Consider the following 16563-nt stretch of genomic DNA (forward strand, 5'->3'; position numbering starts at 1 on the left):
GCGTGCAGGTGTACATCAGTGCTGACATGGAGGGCGTCACCGGATTGGTGGGCGCCCAGGACGTGCAGATCGGCGGGCAGGACTACCAGCACGGTCGGGTCATGATGACCGAGGACGTGAACGCGGCCGTGCGTGGCGCGCTCGCGGCCGGTGCCACGAGGGTGCTGGTCAATGACGCACACGGATCGATGCGGAACCTGCTGGTGGATCAGATGCACCCCGAGGCGGAGTTGGTGAGGGGCAAGCCCAAGCGGATGGGGATGCTCGAAGGTCTGGACGGTGACTTCGATGCGGTGCTGTGCGTCGGCTACCACTCACGTGCCGGTGCCCTGGGCGTGCTCAGCCACAGTTATATGGGTCACGAGATCGAGGACATGTGGCTGGACGGCCGGCCCATGGGCGAGATCGGATTCGCGCATGCCACGGCCGCTGCACTCGGGGTACCCGTGGCGATGCTTTCCGGTGATGACGCGGCCTGCGACGAGGTGACGGCCTGGGACGCCCAGGTCGTCACGGCTCCGGTCAAGTACGCCAGGGATCGCTTCAGCGCTCGGATGAGGCCTGCGACCGAAGCGCGCAAGGCCATCGAGGAAGCCGCCACTGAGGGGGTGCGCCGTGCCGACTCCCGCTCACGGCCGCCGTACACGGAAGCCGCAGCGACCTTGGCGGTGCGGTGGCAGTCGGCCACCGTCGCCAGCCAGCTCGAAGTGATCCCCGGAGTCAGCCTGCGGGACTCGCGCACTGTCGAGGTGGCCGGGGCTGTTCCGCAGCTCTACCGGCTCTTCGGTGTCTTCATGCGGGTGGCGGCGTCACTGACCGACCAGCAGCCGTACTGCTGAGCAGCCGGACAGAGACGAGCAGCTGGACAGAGCCGAGCAGCCGGACAGAGCTGAGCCGCCGGGCAGAGCTGAGCGGCTGGACAGAGACGAGACCCGCGCCCGTGGTTCCTGGGCGGGCGGGGTCTCGTGCGTCGCTCCCGGGTCAGACGCCGAGCGCCTGCTTGACCTGGGCAAGGCTCGGGTTGGTCATCACGACCTCGGCGCCACCGTCGGCCGGAACCACCTGAACCGTCGGGACGGTCTGGTTGCCACCGTTCGCCTTCTCCACAAAGGCCGCGGAGTCGGCGTCGTGCTCGATGTTCACCTCGGTGTACGCGATGCCCTCGCGGTCCATCTGGCCCTTCAGCCGACGGCAGTAGCCGCACCACGTGGTGCTGTACATCGTCACAGTGCCCGACATGTCTCTCGCGCTCCTCTGCTGCTGCTTCGCCCGCAGCTTCTGTGCTGCTTCGTCCGATACATGGGGATTCCCGGGGCGCGGCCCCGGGAAGTCACATGCCGTAGAACGTAAGTGACCCGGCCACCATTCCCGCATTAGTACGACTGCGACCGGGCCCCTGTGGACAACGGACCCGCCGGTCCCGTGGGACCTGGCAGCATGGCGGGGTGACAGCAGCAACGCACGCCTCTCTCTTCCCGCAGGTTCCGGACTCCGCCGACGCGGTGCTCGACGGTCTCGACCCCGAGCAGCGCGAGGTCGCGACGGCCCTGCGCGGTCCGGTGTGCGTGCTGGCCGGAGCCGGTACGGGCAAGACGCGCGCGATCACGCACCGCATCGCCTACGGGGTGCGCGCCGGGATCCTGCAGCCTTCCACGGTGCTCGCCGTCACCTTCACCAACCGCGCGGCCGGCGAGATGCGCGGGCGGCTGCGCCAGCTCGGCGCGGGCGGTGTCCAGGCGCGTACGTTCCACTCGGCGGCGCTGCGCCAGCTCCAGTTCTTCTGGCCCAAGGCGGTCGGCGGCGAGGTGCCCCGGCTCGTCGAGCGCAAGGTCCAGCTGGTCGCCGAGGCCGCGGCGCGCTGCGGTGTCCGGCTCGACCGCAACGAGCTGCGGGACGTGACGGGCGAGATCGAGTGGTCCAAGGTCACCCAGACCGTGCCCGCCGACTATCCGGCGGTCATCGCGAAGTCGGCCCGCGAGGCGCCCCGGAGCCCGGCCGAGATCTCCCAGATCTACTCGATGTACGAGCAGCTCAAGCGCGACCGCGGAGTGATCGACTTCGAGGACGTGCTGCTGCTGACCGTCGGCATCCTCCAGGACCGGCACGACATCGCCGACCGGATCCGCAGTCAGTACCAGCACTTCGTGGTCGACGAGTACCAGGACGTCAGCCCGCTGCAGCAGCGGCTCCTCGAACTGTGGGTGGGGGACCGGGAGGACCTCTGCGTCGTGGGCGACGCCAGCCAGACGATCTACTCCTTCACCGGCGCCACCCCCGACCACCTGCTCAACTTCCGGGTCCGCCATCCGCAGGCCACGGTGGTCAAGCTGGTCCGGGACTACCGCTCGACCCCGCAGGTCGTCCACCTGGCCAACGGGCTGCTGGCCCAGGCCCGCGGCCGCGCCGCCGAGCACCGCCTGGAGCTGATCTCGCAGCGCTCCCCGGGGCCCGATCCCGTCTACAAGGAGTACGGGGACGAGCCCACCGAGGCCGAGGGCACCGCGCGCCGGATCCGGGATCTCATCGCCGCGGGCGTCCCCGCGTCCGAGATCGCCGTGCTGTATCGGATCAACGCCCAGTCCGAGGTGTACGAACAGGCGCTGGCCGACGCGGGGGTGCCCTACCAGCTGCGCGGCGCCGAGCGGTTCTTCGAACGGCCCGAGGTGCGGGAGGCCGGCGTCGCGCTGCGCGGAGCCGCCCGGGCCGGCGGCAACGACCCGCTGCTCGACGACGCGGTGGATCTGCCGTCCCAGGTGCGGGCGGTGCTCGGCACCAAGGGGTGGCGGGCGGAGGCCCCGGCCGGGTCCGGGGCGGTCCGGGACCGCTGGGAGTCGCTGGCCGCGCTGGTGCGCCTGGCCGAGGACTTCGCCAGGGCCAGGGAGGGAGCGACCCTCTCGGACCTCGTCGCCGAGCTGGACGAGCGGGCGGCCGCGCAGCACGCCCCGACCATCCAGGGCGTCACCCTGGCCTCGCTGCACTCGGCGAAGGGTCTGGAGTGGGACGCGGTGTTCCTGGTCGGGCTGACCGAGGGCATGATGCCGATCACCTACGCCAAGACCGATGAGCAGGTCGAGGAGGAGCGCCGGCTGCTCTATGTGGGCGTCACCAGGGCCCGGCTGCACCTCACGCTCTCCTGGGCGCTGTCCAGGTCGCCCGGCGGCAGGGCCTCCCGCCGCCCCAGCCGCTTCCTCAGCGGTCTGCGACCGGGCTCGACGGGTGGTCCTGTCGCCGGACTGCCCGGCGGCGCCGGTGGCTCGGGCGGGATCGAGCGGGGTGCGGCGGCCCGCCGCAAGCACCGCGGGCCCGTGCGGTGCCGGGTCTGCGGCAAGAGCCTGACCGACGGCGGCGAGATGAAACTGATGCGCTGCGAGGACTGCCCTTCCGACATGGACGAGGCGCTGTACGAGCGGCTGCACGAGTGGCGCTCGGTCCAGGCGGCGGAGACGGGACAGCCCGCGTTCTGCGTGTTCACCGACAAGACTCTGATGGCCATCGCGGAGGCTGTGCCGTCCAGCGAGACCGAGCTGACGCGGATCGCCGGCGTCCCGGCCCGGAAGATCGCGCGGTTCGGGGCCGATGTGCTGAAGATCTGTGCAGGTCAGGAGCCTACGGGCGACAGCGGAGAAGACTGACTGAAACTCGTTGAAAAAATAGTTTGCGCACGCCCCGGGAACCCCCTTAGGTTCTTAACCACGGGAACAGCGACTTCTCTGAAGCCCTGGTTCTGTGCTGTACTTCACTACAGCTGTACCTGACCTACATACGAATGGGACGAGGCCCCCGGGCCCAGCTCCCCGAGACGCCGAGAGGAGGCGAGACCAGTGGCAACCATCACGAAGACCAAAATGACCGACCGCTCGGTCGTCGTCACCTGCCTGCTCGGCTCCTCTCTCCGTGGAACCGGTCTGTCCGGCGTCTCCGCCGTCAGCCCTGTTTCCCTGGCGGGCCTTCCCATTCGGGACCGTAATGAGCGACCGACCCAGGCACCGGAAGCAGCAGTAGCAAACGCGGGGATGCCGTCCTATGCGTTTGAGGCAGCCGGTGCCGAATTCGGGACGCAGGCAACGCAGCATCACACGATGTGGGCCTTCCGTGGGCTCGAACCCTGGAGTGATCCAGTCTGATTCAGCATCAGGCAGGCGCCTTCAGGGCCGCGGAACCCCACCCGGGATCCGCGGCCCTTTTGTTTGTACTGGGCCACCAGACGACCTTCGGTCAAACAGACCGGAACGACCAGACGAGGAATGAAATCACCGTGCAAATCGAAGCGCACGCCCCGTCCGTACCGCCCTCACAGACGCTCTCGCCCCCTGTTGCCCCGGAGGATCCCACCGTGTTCCCGCTCACCGCGCTCACCGTTCTCGACGACGCCATCGAGAACCTCGATGTGCCCGTTCCCTGCCGTGCCTACGACCCGGAGGTCTTCTTCGCCGAGACCCCGGCCGATGTCGAGTACGCCAAGTCGCTCTGCCGTACCTGCCCGCTCGTCGAGGCCTGCCTCGCCGGCGCCAAGGAGCGTCGCGAGCCGTGGGGCGTCTGGGGTGGCGAGCTCTTCGTCCAGGGCGTCGTCGTCGCCCGCAAGAGGCCGCGTGGACGTCCGCGCAAGAACCCGGTCGCGGCATGAATCTCACCGGCCCCGGAACGATTGACCGCCCCCACAAGCACGATCCCCAGAAGCAGGACCCGATGACCTCTTCCACCAGCGAGCCGTCCGGCTCCGCCACACCAGTCGTCACCACCATCGGCGCGACCGCGTCGCGTCAGAACAGGACCCGTGAGATGCAACTCATCCCAGAAGCCATGGCTCGTGCTCATATGCACGAGCGCCGCAGGGAGGCCGACGTCGAGCGTCAGGCCCTGCGCCTGATGGCCGCCCGCCGTATGCAACGCCGCGCCGAGCGCGTGTCGTTGCGCGCCCGCCGTGCGCTCGCCATGGCCGTCATGCAGTAACAGCGGTCATGCAGTAACAGCCGTCACGCAGCGGTGAAGAAGGAACAGAGCAGCAGGGCAGTTGGGCAAGCTCAGCAGCACAGAGGATGCGCGGAAAGCGCGGAGGACATCGGGGGCCGGTCGGAGCGACCGGCCCCCGGGCATGTCCCGCAGCCACCAGAACCGGTCCGGTCAGGCACGCGCCTGGGCGGGAGGCAGTTCCTCCTCCGGGACTTCGTCCGTGACGCGTTCCTCGACGTGTTCCTCGGCTTGCTCCCCGACTTGTTCCTTGGCCTGTTCCTTGACCTGTTCAGGGAGTTGGCCTGTGGCCTGGTCCGGGAACTCGGCTTCGGTGGTCTCCGGCAGGAACCCGGGCATCCAGGCTTCGAGTTCGTCCCGGAGCCGCACGGTCGCACCCAGCTGGCAGAGCACCCCGATGGTGCTCAGTGTCACCCGGTGGATCAGCAGATAGGACGGCGGCAGATTGAGCTGCTTGCCCAACTGGTGGGCGGGGGAGCGGGGATCGGCGATCCTCGCCGCCTGCGCCCGCATCCACCCCCGGCTGAACGTGAACTCGTCTGCCTGCACCGGCTCGATGATCGGTACCAGATACTCCAGCACCGCCTCCGGATCGAGATCGATGGACTCCTTGACGAACCCCTCATCGCAGAGCATCTCGTAGACGGCGGAGGCCTCACCCTCGATGGTCATCCGCAGGGCGTGACCGATCGTGGCGGGGAGCCCGCCCGGCAGCCGGTCCACCGTCCCGAAGTCGAGCACCCCCAGCCGCCACTGCGCCGAGGCCCCCTCTACGGTGCCGTCGTCCTCAGCGCCGTCCTCCGTGCTCGCGTCCTCATCGGTCCCGTCGGTATCGGTCCCGTCCTCCTCTGCGGGCAGCAGCCGGAAGTTGCCCGGATGCGGGTCGGCATGCAGCAGTCCCGTGCGGGCCGGGCCCGAGAAGAGGAACCTCGCGAGCAGCTGCCCGGCCCGGTCCCGCTGTTCGTCCGTGCCGTCCGAGATCACGTCGGCCAGCGGGATTCCGTCGATCCAGTCGGTCACCAGCACCTGGTCGCTCTGGTGCACGACATCGGGCACCACCACATCCGGATCCCCGGCGAACTCCTCCGCGTGCTCCCGCTGAGCCTCCGCCTCCAGTTCGTAGTCCAGCTCCTCCGACACCCGGTCGCGCAGTTCGGCGATGAGCGGCTTGATGTCCATGCCGGGAATCAGCGGCCCGAGCAGCCGGGCGAAGCGGCTCAGCTGGGTGAGATCCGACAGCAGGGCCTCACCCGCCCCCGGATACTGCACCTTGACTGCCACCCGGCGCCCGTCGTGCCACACCGCCCGGTGCACCTGACCGATGGACGCGGCGGCGGACGGCTTGTCGTCGAAATCGACGAACAGCTCGCGCCACCCCGTCCCCAGCTGAGCCTCCAGCACGGCATGTACGGTCTGCACCGGCATGGGAGGGGCGGATTCCTGGAGCTTGGTCAGCGCCGCCCGGTAGGGCCCCGCGACCTCCTCGGGAAGGGCGGATTCGAAGACCGAGAGGGCCTGCCCCATTTTCATGGCCCCGCCCTTCAGCTCGCCCAGGACCTTGAAGAGCTGCTCGGCCGTGCGCTGCTGCACCTCGCGTGCCACGATCTCCGCGGATCTGCCGCCGATGCGCTTGCCCAGGCCCCAGGTGGCGCGGCCGGCGAAACCGAGTGGGAGTGCCGCCAGCTTGGCGGTACGTGTGACCGCTTTCCGGGGAAGATCAGACATGCGCCCCTCCAAATCCCAGACTGCCGTGGAGCGTACGGCGGTTACCCGGCCATTGTGTCGTGCGGAGCCCCGGCCGCCGAGGCGCGCTCCCCTTCAGTGTGCCCACCCGCACCACAGCGGCAGTCGGGGTGGGGTGCGATACGGGCCGATCGCCAGTCGAGCAGCGGCAGGGACGCCTCCCACCGCGACCCCGTCGACGCCGGCAGCTCGCCGTCGAGAAACGCCAGCGCGTGCGCTGCCGCCAGCCCCGCCACCGCTGTGGCCAGGCCGAGATCGCACGCCGGCACGGAGCCGCGTCTGCCCGAGCGCCACTGCGCGACCATCCGGGGCCAGCCCGGATCACGCTCACCCCGCCGCAGCGCAAGGCAGCCCGAGCACGCTGTGCCTCCCGGCAGGACGAGCGGCCCCACCACTCCCGTCCCTTCGAGCACGCCCGTATAGAGATGAGGCGTGCCGGACGCGACCCACTCCGCCGAGAGTGCCGGGTCGGGCACGTAGGCATCGAATCCGTCGCGCGGTGCGATGACGATCAGTGACAGCCCCGGTCCGCCGTCGCCGCCGGGTGCGGAGGCCGAGGCGCGTGGTGGCGGACCGGGCGCGACGCGCCGGATCAGCTGGCGCGTCGCCGAGTCCCGCCGCTCCCCGACGGCATTCGCCGGAAGGCCGCCCGGTGCCACGTCCCCCGAGGTGACAGAGCCGCCGTCCAGCACATCGACCCGCCCCACCCCGGAGGCCGAGAGCAGCGCCGCCACGGTGGCCCCGACCCGGCCTGCGCCCCTCACCCGGACCCGTATGGCCTGCCGGGCCGCGAGACGGGCCGTACCGCCGCCCGGTTCCGGATGGACCAGCGAGAGTGACGCCAGATCGGGGCGGAGCCGGTCCAGCGTGCCGGGCCGTTTCCGTAACGCGTCGACCGCCGCACCCCCGGCTGTCGCATCGTCGATCAACCCCGCCTTCGCCAACCGGTCGACCAGCTTGTCCACCTGGCCGTCCGGCAGCCGCATGGCCCGCGCCTCCTCCCGCAGCCGCTCCATCCCGCGAGTGCCGTCCAGCAGCCCGAGGAGGCAGCCGGTCGCCGGGTCCACCGGGCCGAGCACCACCGCCTGTGCGGGAGTCACCCCGAACTGCACGGCCTGCCGGTCCCGCCATGCGCGCCGCAGCGCGGGCTTCACCATCGGATGCATCGCACGCCCCCGTTCACGGTCCGCCGGGCTGTCCCGGCGGCTCTGTTGTCAGAATGCCCTCAGGTCGCGGACGGTGCGGAAAGTTATCCACAGGGCCGGTGGGCTGATCATTCGAATGCTGCACTCTGTGGAATGGATCAAGGTTCAACCGCCATGGGCACGGGACTTCCCCCACTGACAGCGGGTAACGTCGAGGCGTGCCCGTCGACCCTCTGCACACCGCCGGAAGTCCACCGCGCAGCGCGAAGAGCCAGCCGCCCCGCGGCCCGGCGACGAGCCCGGTCGAGGTCCGCAGGAGCTCCCGGCGCAACAGAACGGTCTCCGCCTACCGGGAGGGCGACCGGACCATCGTGCTCATCCCCGCCCGGATGTCGGACGCCGAGGAACGGCGCTGGGTGACCGTGATGCTCGACAAGCTCGCCGCCCAGGAGAGCAAGCGGGTCCTCGGCGACACCGAGCTCGCCGACCGCGCGGCGCGGCTGTCCGAGCAGTACTTCGCGGGCCGGGCCCGCCCCGATTCCGTGCGGTGGGTGACCAACCAGAACACCCGGTGGGGCTCCTGCACCCCGGCAGAGGGCAGTATCCGGCTCTCGCACCGGCTCCAGGGGATGCCGGAGTACGTCGTCGACTATGTGCTGCTCCACGAACTGGCCCATCTTCTGGTGCCCGGGCACGGCCCCCGCTTCTGGCAGCTCCTGGAGGCGTATCCGCGAACCGAGCGGGCCCGGGGGTATCTCGAAGGGGTGGTGGCCGCCGAGCGGCTGCCGCAGCTGCCCGCCGCCCGCGGCGAGTGACAGCGCCGGTCACCTGTCGCCCGTGACGCCGGGTGACACCCGCCGTGATCAGCGACTGACCCCGGGCGACTCCGTACCGCTGCCCCGGCGATTCTGTACCGGCTGCGTACCGGGCCTGTCCCGGCTTGGCCGGATGTCGGTCCCAGCCGTTAGCCTGACGCGAAGGAACATATTCGGGATGGGGGACGGTCGTTACGTATGGCCAGGCAATTCCAACGCGGCCACAAGGCCAGGATCAGTGACCTGACAGCGGGCACGGATCTGTATGTGGGTGTACAGATCGCGGGCGCCGGACTGACCTTCGACATCAGCTGCTTCGGGCTCGACGCCGACGAACAGCTCTCGGACGACCGGTATTTCATCTTCTTCAACCAGCCGAAGTCTCCGGAGGAGTCGATCCAGCTCCTCGGCGCACAGGCCGGTGACACCGAATCCTTCCGTGTCACGCTCGACCGCATCCCCGCGACCGTCCAGAAGCTCTCGTTCACCGCGACGCTCGACGGCGCAGGCCAGATGTCGCAGATCGGGCCCGGGTACATCCGTATCGTCGCCGGTGGCGACGAGGTCGTCAGATACGCCTTCACCGGCTCCGAGTTCACCACGGAGCGCGCCGTCATGCTGGGCGACTTCTATCTGAAGGACGTCTGGCGGTTCGCGGCCGTAGGCCAGGGCTTCGACGGTGGACTCGACGCACTGCTGAGGAACTTCGGCGGTGAGGTCGCCGAAGAGGAGCCCGCCGCACCGCAGCAGGCCGCCGCCCCACCCGCTTTCGGCGCGCCCGCTTTCGCTCCGCCCGCCGCCGCTCCCGACCCGGCCCCCTCCTTCGGCGCACCGGCCGCTCCGCCCCAGGCCCCGCCGGCTCAGACGCCCCAGCCCTCGTCCGGGGGAGCGGCGACCCCGCCTCCGCTGCCTGCGGCGACCCCGCCCCCGCTGCCCGCGCCGACCCCGCCGCCGATCCACTCGGCGCCCACCATGGCCGCGCCGATGCATCTGCAAGGGGCCGCCACCCCGCCCCCCGCCCCTGCGCCGTACGCACAGCCGCCCCAGCTTCCGCAGCAGCAACAGCCGCCGCAGTTCGGCCAGTTCCCGGGCCAGGCCCAGCCGCCGGGCGCCCCGGCCCCGTACGGCGGCCTCCCGCCCGGTCTCCCCGACCCTTACGGCCAGCAGCCGCCACCCGGGCAGCCCGCTCCGTACGGTGGGCCCGCCCCCTATGGGCAGCATCAGCCGACCCTCGCGGGCCCCGGGCTGCAGGCCGCCTTCGAGAAGTACCGCGAAACGGACACAGGGCAGCGCTGGACCCCGCAGAACAAGTACCTGATGCGGGCCGACCTGACCGTCAGTGATACCCCCGTCCTCGCCCGTCAGGGCAGCATGGTGATGTACCAGGGCAAGGTCGACTTCAGCTACAAGGGAGCCGGCTTCGCCGGGCGGATCGTGGGACATGCCACCGGCCAGGAGATGCAGCTGATGCGCTGCACCGGCCGCGGTCAGGTCTTCTTCGCCGAGAACAGCACCCATCTGCACCCCATCGAGCTCCAGGGCGACGGCATCTGCGTCTCCGCGGAGAACGTGCTCGCCTTCGACGAGACCCTGCAGTACGAGGTCCGCAGGATCGAGGGCCACGGCATTCCCGGCGGGGCGCTGTTCACCATGCAGTTCCAGGGCACCGGCACGGTGATCGTCAAGACGCACGGTGTGCCGGTGGTCCTGCCGGTCACCCCGACCACCTTCGCCGACTGCAACGCGGTCGTCGCCTGGTCGTCCGCCTCGCAGGTGATCGTCTCCAGCCAGGTGCGGCTGCGGCAGAACGCCTATGCGGGCGACAGCGGCGAGAGCGTGAACCTCCAGTTCCGGGGCGCCCCCGGGAACTTCATCATCGTCCAGCCGTACGAGGTCTGAGGGAGCCCGTCATGAACCAGCAGCTCGCGGGCTTCGCCCCGACCCCCGTCACGGCCCGCATGGAGAACCACGGCAGCAAGATGCTGAAGGTCGCCATGCAGACAGGACAGGACCTGCTCGCACGGACCGGTTCGATGGTCGCGTACGAGGGCTTCGTGCAGTACGAGCCGAATCCGCCTGCCGTCCGCCAGATCGCCCGTGACTGGATCACCGGCGAGGGCGCACCCCTCATGAAGTGCTCGGGCGACGGCCTGCTCTACCTCGCCGACTACGGTGCGGACGTCGTCATCATCAACCTCGACAACGACGCGCTGTCGGTCAACGGCAGCAATCTGCTCGCCTTCGACGCGAGCCTCACCTGGGGGGTGGAGCGGGTCAAGGGCATGGCGAAGTTCGCCGGCCAGGGCCTGTGGAACATCCAGGTGTCCGGCAGCGGCTGGGTCGCCATCACCTCGCGCGGCACCCCGATCGTCGTCGACTGCGGAAGGGGCGAGGACGAGACGTATGTCGACCCGGACGCCCTGGTCGCCTGGTCGCCGAATCTCAAGGTGAAGGGCAAGCGCAGCTTCAAGGCCGGTTCGCTGATCGGGCGGGGCAGCGGGGAGGCGTACCAGATGGCCTTCTCCGGGCAGGGCATCGTCGTCGTACAGCCGAGCGAGGACAGCACCGACCGTCTGCGGATCCGGAACTGAGGGGAGCCAGAACACCATGCAGAGCCCGCTTTTCAGCTACACGGAACAGCAGACCCAGGATCGGTACACGGTGCAGAACCCGCAGTTGCTGCGGGTCGCGCTGACCGGACACGACGATGTACTCGCCCGCAAGGGCGCCATGGTCGCGTACCAGGGGCTGATCGAATTCGACGGTGAGTACCAGTCGAACCAGCAGCAGCGCGCGCGGGCGTACACGGGCGAGGGGCTCGACCTGATGCGCTGCCACGGGCAGGGCACGGTCTACTTCGCCAACCTGGCGCAGCACGTGCATCTGGTCGACGTCGACCAGGACGGGCTGACCGTGGACAGCGCCTATGTGCTCGCGATGGACTCCAGCCTGAACCACACGGTCGTCGCGGTCGACAGCCAGTACGGCATCTCGGGATCGGGCAAGTACCAGCTCCACATCACCGGCCGGGGCAGGGTCGCGCTGATGACCTCGGGCCAGCCGCTGATGATGCAGGTCACGCCGGACAAGTACATCAACGCCGATGCGGACGCGGTGGTCGCCTGGTCGTCCGGTCTGCGGGTGCAGATGCAGGCGCAGACGCACTCGTCGGGCGTGCGGCGTCGGCGCGGCAGCACCGGTGAGGGCTGGGAGCTCAGCTTCCTGGGCCAGGGTTTCGCACTGGTCCAGCCCAGCGAGGTGATGCCGCCTCAGCACGCGAACATCGGGGACGGGGTGCTGGCGCAGTTCGGCATGGGACAGCAGGGCGCGCACGGCCAGAACCAGGGCAACGTCTGGAACTGATCACCGCGCAAACTGATCACCGCGCAAACTGACCACCGCGAACGGTGCGCGGAACCGGACGGGGGCGGTCTCTTCGGAGACCGCCCCCGTCCGTCAGCAGTTGCCGTCGCTGCTCAGACGGTCGCTTTTCCGAGCGCCGTGCGGGCGGCGTCCACCAGCTGCCGGACCGACAGGTCGGCGACGTCCGCCACCTCGTCGTAGGCGAACCACCGGAGGTCCAGCGACTCGTCGCTGATCAGTTCCACCGCTCCCGGCGGGACCAGGGCCGCGTACTGCACATCGAAGTGCTGGGTGCAGGGCGCCGGAATCGAGTGCCGGTCCAGCCTCAGCGGGCCGCCGGGCAGCAGCGTCAGCCCCTCGATGCCTGACTCCTCGGTCGCCTCGCGCAGGGCGGCTCCCGCCACCGTCGCGTCACCCGGCTCGCAGTGCCCGCCCATCTGGAGCCACATCCGCAGCTTCCGGTGCAGGGTGAGCAGCACCTGCCCGCGCTCCGGGGCCAGGACCAGAGCGCTCGCGGTGAGATGCCCGGACCCGCAGGCCTTCCACATCCCGTCCGGGTGGGCCGACAGATGGTCCAGATAGCTCTGGCGCAGCTCGTCCTGGCCCTGGTGACCCTTCAGTACGCGGACCGCGTCGTCCCGGAGGGTGCCCTGGTGAGTCACTGGCCGGAGTCGTCCTTCTTCTCGTCGTTGTCGTCCTTCGCGCCGGGCTGCCCGCCGGTGCTGTCCTCCGGTCCGGCAGCGCTCGTGTCGCCGGTGTCCTTGGTCAGATCGGTCTTGCCGGTGCTCGCCCTGCCGCTGCCGCCGGCGGCCTCACCGAGCATCTTGTCCAGCTCGGAGAAGTCCAGGTGCTCGTGGTGGACGAAGCCGTCCGGGTCGTCCAGGTCGGAAGCGGTCGGCAGCATGTCCGGGTGCTCCCACAGGCCGTCCCGGCCGTCGACACCCCGTGCGTCCGTGAGCGAGGCCCACAGCCGCGAGGCGTCCCGCAGCCGGCGCGGACGGAGCTCAAGGCCGATCAGCGTGGCGAACGTCTGCTCGGCCGGACCACCGGATGCCCGGCGCCGGCGCAGCGTCTCGCGCAGTGCGTCCGCCGAGGTCAGACGGGTCTTCGCGGCCTCGTGGACCACGGCGTCCACCCAGCCCTCGACCAGCGCGAGCGCCGTCTCCAGACGGGCCAGCGCGGCCTTCTGCTCCGGGGTGTCCTCCGGCTGGAACATGCCCTGCTGAAGGGCTTCCTGCAGCTGCTCGGGGTGCGAGGGGTCGAGCTGGCCGACGACGTCCTCCAGCTTCGAGGTGTCGACCTTGATGCCGCGGGCGTACCCCTCCACCGCGCCGAACAGATGCGAGCGCAGCCACGGCACGTGTGCGAAGAGCCGCTGATGGGCGGCCTCGCGCAGCGCCAGGTAGAGCCGTACCTCGTTCTTGTCGATGCCCAGGTCCTTGCCGAAGGCCTCGATGTTCAGCGGGAGCAGCGCGGCCTTGCCGGCCGGGCCGAGCGGCAGACCGATGTCGGTGGAGCCGACCACCTCGCCGGCGAGGACACCGACCGCCTGCCCGATCTGCTGGCCGAACATGGCTCCGCCCATGGACCGCATCATGCCGAGCAGCGGGCCCGCCATGGCCTGCATCTCCTCGGGCAGTACACCGCCCATGGCCGCTCCGACACGCTCCGCGACCGGGTCGACGAGGTCCTTCCACACCGGCAGCGTCGCCTCGACCCACTCGGCACGGCTCCAGGCGACGGCCGTAGTGGCCCCGGAGGGCAGCGAGGTCGCGCCGTCCAGCCACAGGTCGGCCAGACGTACGGCCTCCTCGACCGCCGACCGCTCGGCCGGGCCCACACTGGTGTCCTTGGTGCCGTCGGACGTGCCCTGGGCGACCGTCTGCCGTGCGATGTCCTTGGCCATGTCCCAGTTGACCGGGCCGCCCTCGTAGCTCAGCATCTGGCCGAGCTGCTGGAAGGCTGCGCCGAGGTCGTTCGGGTTCATCGAACCGAACATCGCCGCGAACGGATTGTCACCACCGCTGCCGGGACCGAACCCGAGTGGATTCTGCGGGGAGCTTCCGCCGCCCTGGCTGCCCTTGCTCTTGCCCTCGTCGCCGTCCTCCGGCTCCTCCGGCGGAAGGCCGAATCCGAATGGAGTGTCACTCACGGGTTTCCTCGGCTCGTAGGGCCGTCGGCCGACTGGCCGACAGCGATTGCCCGACAACACCACCCAGGGTAGGGGGTGACCGCCCGGTCAGGCCGGGTCCGACCGGGCGGCTCTCCACAGACACCGGTACCCGATGAGGGCTCAGTGCTTGGCTGACGCATGGGCTGCGGCAGGATGGACGCCACCTGGTCCGTACGTGTCAGTTCGCGTACGTACTGAAGACAACCGCTGGAGACGCCCGGTGAGTTCCCCAGATCCGCAGGTTCGCGCAGCGCGAAACCTCTCAACCAAGCCCTCCCGAGGACCCGTCGTCGCGGTCACCGGAGCCGCCTCCGGTACCGGTGCCCTGCTGACCCGGCGGCTGGCCGAGTCCGACGAGGTCAAGCGGGTCGTGGCCATGGACGAGCGGCGCGGCGACGTGGCCGAGGCCCAGTGGCACATCCTTGACGTGCGCGACCCGGCGATCGCCGAGAAGCTGCGCGGCGCAGACGTCGTGGTGCACCTCGCGCTCGACCTCGATCTGGAGACCGACGCGGCCGCCCGTTCCGCCTACAACGTCCGCGGCACCCAGACGGTCCTGACGGCCGCCGCTGCCGCCGGTGTCCACCGCGTCGTGCTCTGCACGTCGGCGATGGTCTACGGCGCCCTGCCGGACAACGACATCCCGCTCTCCGAGGACGCCGAACTGCGGGCGACCGCCGAGGCCACCGGTGTCAGTGACCTGCTGGAGATCGAGCGGCTCGGCCGCCGCGCGCCGCGTGCGCACCCCGGTCTGAACGTCACCGTGGTCAGGCCCACGGTCCTGGTGGGCGGTACGGACACCGCGCTGACCCGCTACTTCGAGTCCCCCCGGCTGCTCGTGGTCGCGGGCACCCGCCCCACCTGGCAGTTCTGCCATGTGGACGACCTGGTCAGCGCGCTGGAGTACGCCGCGCTCGAAAAGGTCGACGGGGAGTTCGCGGTCGGCTGCGACGGCTGGCTGGAACAGGACGAGGTCGAGGAGCTCAGCGGCATCCGCCGGATGGAACTGCCGTCCGCCGTCGCCCTCGGCGCCGCCGCCCGGCTGCACCGGATCGGCCTCACTCCGTCGCCCGCCGGTGACCTGGCGTACACGATGCACCCCTGGGTGGTCAGCGTCGGCAGGCTGCACGACGCGGGCTGGCGGCCCCGGTGGACCAACGAGGACGTCCTCGCGGAGCTCCTGGAGGAGGTCGCCGGGCGGCACACCGTCGCGGGCCGCAGGCTCGGCCGCAAGGACGCCACTGCCGCGGGCGCGGCGGGCGCGACGGTCGCCCTGCTCGGTACGGCGGCACTGGTGCGCCGGGCCCGCCGGGCGCGTCGGGGCCGTATCTGACGGTGCCCCGGCCGACCGCACGGCCGGGCGGCCGGCCGTCCTGCAGCACGGCCCTGTAGGACGCTCCAAGGGGCAGGCGCCGCTACCGGTCGAAAGCGCCCTTACGTGCTGTCGGCCCCGTACGGCACCATTGACGTCATGGCACTCACCGACGACCACCCCGGCGAACACGCGGCTCAGGACCCCATCCGGCTGCTGGCGATCCGTGACACCCCGCTCAGCATCGACGAGGTGTTCAAGGCCGTGGGTGACGAGGCGGCCGGCGGCACGGCGCTCTTCGTCGGTACGGTGCGCAACCACGACGGCGGCACCGACGTCGACGCCCTCGGCTACTCCTGCCACCCCTCCGCCGAGGACGAGATGCGCCGGGTCGCCGAGCGGGTCACCGAGAAGTTCCCGGTGCGGGCGCTGGCCGCGATCCACCGGGTGGGCGATCTCGCGGTGGGCGACCTCGCCGTGGTGGCCGCGGTGTCCTGCGCGCACCGCAACGAGGCGTTCGAGGCGTGCCGGATGCTGATCGACGACCTGAAGCACGAAGTGCCGATCTGGAAGCACCAGACGTTCTCGAACGGCACGGAGGAGTGGGTCGGTATCTGACCCCGTTCCGGGCCGGGCCGCCTCTATCGGGTGACGCTTTCCGCCATGTGATCGATTTGCGTAACCGCACCCCTGCCGTGAGCGTTGGAGCAGCAGATGACTAATCTGCTGATCAGTCGGTTCGCGACTGTTCACGGGGGTCCGGAGGTCGGTTATGGGTGCGCTCGCCTGGTTGCTGATTCCGCTCTTCGCCGCGGTGGGAGCTGCCCTGTGGGGCAAGTGGGCCACGCGGCAGCGCACGGCCGGTGACGGAGCCGAACTCGCCGGCTACGCCCGGTTCCGGGAGGCGATGGAGAAGGAGAGCGCCGACTCGGAGACGCCCTCTGACGCTGCTGGTGCCGCGGCACCGGGCGGCGCGGCCTGATCCGGGCCGACCTGATCCGGGCCCCGGCCCCGAGCGGTGCGCCACAGACTGGTCCCGTACTG

17 protein-coding genes are annotated in these 16563 nt (G+C 70.3%); 12 read left to right on the forward strand and 5 right to left on the reverse strand.

Annotated features, from left to right (window positions below):
- Positions 1-2 precede the first annotated feature (2 nt).
- The gene (locus OHB13_RS25115) at positions 3-839 is read left to right on the forward strand and encodes a M55 family metallopeptidase (RefSeq protein ID WP_328378595.1); all 837 of its coding nucleotides are present in this window, start codon (positions 3-5) and stop codon (positions 837-839) included.
- A gap of 142 nt (positions 840-981) precedes the next feature.
- On the opposite strand, the gene OHB13_RS25120 is transcribed toward OHB13_RS25115, so the two are convergent.
- Positions 982-1239 (reverse strand): mycoredoxin, encoded by a 258-nt coding sequence (locus OHB13_RS25120; protein ID WP_266853315.1) that lies wholly within the window; start codon positions 1237-1239, stop codon positions 982-984.
- A gap of 206 nt (positions 1240-1445) precedes the next feature.
- Between OHB13_RS25120 and OHB13_RS25125 the strand changes: the two genes are divergently transcribed.
- The 4 genes from OHB13_RS25125 (at position 1446) to OHB13_RS25140 (ending at position 4950) form a co-directional block, all read left to right on the forward strand.
- Positions 1446-3632 (forward strand): ATP-dependent DNA helicase UvrD2, encoded by a 2187-nt coding sequence (locus OHB13_RS25125; RefSeq protein WP_328378596.1) that lies wholly within the window; start codon positions 1446-1448, stop codon positions 3630-3632.
- Between the two features lie 213 nt (positions 3633-3845).
- Positions 3846-4124 carry a hypothetical protein gene (locus OHB13_RS25130; protein ID WP_266860723.1) on the forward strand — a complete coding sequence of 93 codons (279 nt, stop codon included), beginning with the start codon at positions 3846-3848 and terminating at the stop codon, positions 4122-4124.
- A 131-nt stretch (positions 4125-4255) separates the two neighbouring features.
- Positions 4256-4624, forward strand: a complete 369-nt coding sequence (locus tag OHB13_RS25135; protein WP_266853311.1) for a WhiB family transcriptional regulator — start codon at positions 4256-4258, stop codon at positions 4622-4624.
- Positions 4621-4950 (forward strand): hypothetical protein, encoded by a 330-nt coding sequence (locus OHB13_RS25140; protein WP_266853309.1) that lies wholly within the window; start codon positions 4621-4623, stop codon positions 4948-4950. The genes OHB13_RS25135 and OHB13_RS25140 overlap by 4 nt, the downstream gene beginning before the upstream one ends.
- A 171-nt stretch (positions 4951-5121) precedes the next feature.
- Here the strand turns inward: OHB13_RS25140 and OHB13_RS25145 are convergent, their stop codons facing one another.
- Both OHB13_RS25145 and OHB13_RS25150 read right to left on the reverse strand, forming a co-directional pair.
- Positions 5122-6693, reverse strand: a complete 1572-nt coding sequence (locus OHB13_RS25145; protein ID WP_328378597.1) for an ABC1 kinase family protein — start codon at positions 6691-6693, stop codon at positions 5122-5124.
- Positions 6694-6734: 41 nt separating this feature from the next.
- A complete protein-coding gene (locus tag OHB13_RS25150) occupies positions 6735-7877 on the reverse strand; it encodes a TOMM precursor leader peptide-binding protein (RefSeq protein WP_328378598.1) in 1143 nt (380 codons plus the stop codon).
- Positions 7878-8074: 197 nt separating this feature from the next.
- Here OHB13_RS25150 and OHB13_RS25155 point away from each other — a divergent pair, with 197 nt between their 5' ends.
- The 4 genes from OHB13_RS25155 to OHB13_RS25170 all read left to right on the forward strand — a co-directional run bounded on the left by OHB13_RS25155 (position 8075) and on the right by OHB13_RS25170 (position 12034).
- Positions 8075-8671 (forward strand): M48 metallopeptidase family protein, encoded by a 597-nt coding sequence (locus OHB13_RS25155; protein ID WP_266853303.1) that lies wholly within the window; start codon positions 8075-8077, stop codon positions 8669-8671.
- A 198-nt stretch (positions 8672-8869) separates the two neighbouring features.
- Positions 8870-10570, forward strand: coding sequence for a TerD family protein (locus OHB13_RS25160; protein ID WP_328378599.1), 1701 nt, complete (start codon positions 8870-8872; stop codon positions 10568-10570).
- 11 nt (positions 10571-10581) lie between these two features.
- On the forward strand, positions 10582-11262 hold the full coding sequence (locus OHB13_RS25165) for an AIM24 family protein (protein WP_266853300.1): 681 nt from the start codon (positions 10582-10584) through the stop codon (positions 11260-11262).
- Between the two features lie 16 nt (positions 11263-11278).
- Positions 11279-12034 carry an AIM24 family protein gene (locus OHB13_RS25170; protein WP_328378600.1) on the forward strand — a complete coding sequence of 252 codons (756 nt, stop codon included), beginning with the start codon at positions 11279-11281 and terminating at the stop codon, positions 12032-12034.
- A gap of 113 nt (positions 12035-12147) precedes the next feature.
- Here OHB13_RS25170 and OHB13_RS25175 read toward each other — a convergent pair whose 3' ends face one another.
- Positions 12148-12696, reverse strand: a complete 549-nt coding sequence (locus OHB13_RS25175; RefSeq protein WP_328378601.1) for an NUDIX hydrolase — start codon at positions 12694-12696, stop codon at positions 12148-12150.
- Positions 12693-14186 carry a zinc-dependent metalloprotease gene (locus tag OHB13_RS25180; RefSeq protein WP_266853296.1) on the reverse strand — a complete coding sequence of 498 codons (1494 nt, stop codon included), beginning with the start codon at positions 14184-14186 and terminating at the stop codon, positions 12693-12695. The genes OHB13_RS25175 and OHB13_RS25180 overlap by 4 nt, the downstream gene beginning before the upstream one ends.
- A gap of 241 nt (positions 14187-14427) precedes the next feature.
- Between OHB13_RS25180 and OHB13_RS25185 the strand changes: the two genes are divergently transcribed.
- The 3 genes from OHB13_RS25185 to OHB13_RS25195 all read left to right on the forward strand — a co-directional run bounded on the left by OHB13_RS25185 (position 14428) and on the right by OHB13_RS25195 (position 16501).
- A complete protein-coding gene (locus OHB13_RS25185) occupies positions 14428-15540 on the forward strand; it encodes an SDR family oxidoreductase (protein ID WP_266853294.1) in 1113 nt (370 codons plus the stop codon).
- A 138-nt stretch (positions 15541-15678) separates the two neighbouring features.
- Entirely contained in the window at positions 15679-16137 is a 459-nt protein-coding gene (locus tag OHB13_RS25190; protein ID WP_266853292.1) for a molybdenum cofactor biosynthesis protein MoaE, read from the forward strand.
- A gap of 154 nt (positions 16138-16291) precedes the next feature.
- Positions 16292-16501 (forward strand): hypothetical protein, encoded by a 210-nt coding sequence (locus tag OHB13_RS25195; protein ID WP_266853290.1) that lies wholly within the window; start codon positions 16292-16294, stop codon positions 16499-16501.
- Positions 16502-16563: the final 62 nt, after the last annotated feature.

Origin of the sequence: Streptomyces sp. NBC_00440 (genome assembly GCF_036014215.1) — a bacterium.
Taxonomy (GTDB): domain Bacteria; phylum Actinomycetota; class Actinomycetes; order Streptomycetales; family Streptomycetaceae; genus Streptomyces.

Bases quoted from the DNA above. Each gene is read 5' to 3' on its own strand.
- OHB13_RS25170 (WP_328378600.1), top strand. From the start codon at position 11,279: ATGCAGAGCCCGCTTTTCAGCTACACGGAACAGCAGACCCAGGATCGG.
- OHB13_RS25150 (WP_328378598.1), bottom strand. From the start codon at position 7,877: ATGCATCCGATGGTGAAGCCCGCGCTGCGGCGCGCATGGCGGGACCGG.
- OHB13_RS25195 (WP_266853290.1), top strand. From the start codon at position 16,292: ATGGGTGCGCTCGCCTGGTTGCTGATTCCGCTCTTCGCCGCGGTGGGA.
- OHB13_RS25140 (WP_266853309.1), top strand. From the start codon at position 4,621: ATGAATCTCACCGGCCCCGGAACGATTGACCGCCCCCACAAGCACGAT.
- OHB13_RS25145 (WP_328378597.1), bottom strand. From the start codon at position 6,693: ATGTCTGATCTTCCCCGGAAAGCGGTCACACGTACCGCCAAGCTGGCG.
- OHB13_RS25130 (WP_266860723.1), top strand. From the start codon at position 3,846: ATGACCGACCGCTCGGTCGTCGTCACCTGCCTGCTCGGCTCCTCTCTC.
- OHB13_RS25160 (WP_328378599.1), top strand. From the start codon at position 8,870: ATGGCCAGGCAATTCCAACGCGGCCACAAGGCCAGGATCAGTGACCTG.
- OHB13_RS25165 (WP_266853300.1), top strand. From the start codon at position 10,582: ATGAACCAGCAGCTCGCGGGCTTCGCCCCGACCCCCGTCACGGCCCGC.
- OHB13_RS25190 (WP_266853292.1), top strand. From the start codon at position 15,679: ATGGCACTCACCGACGACCACCCCGGCGAACACGCGGCTCAGGACCCC.
- OHB13_RS25120 (WP_266853315.1), bottom strand. From the start codon at position 1,239: ATGTCGGGCACTGTGACGATGTACAGCACCACGTGGTGCGGCTACTGC.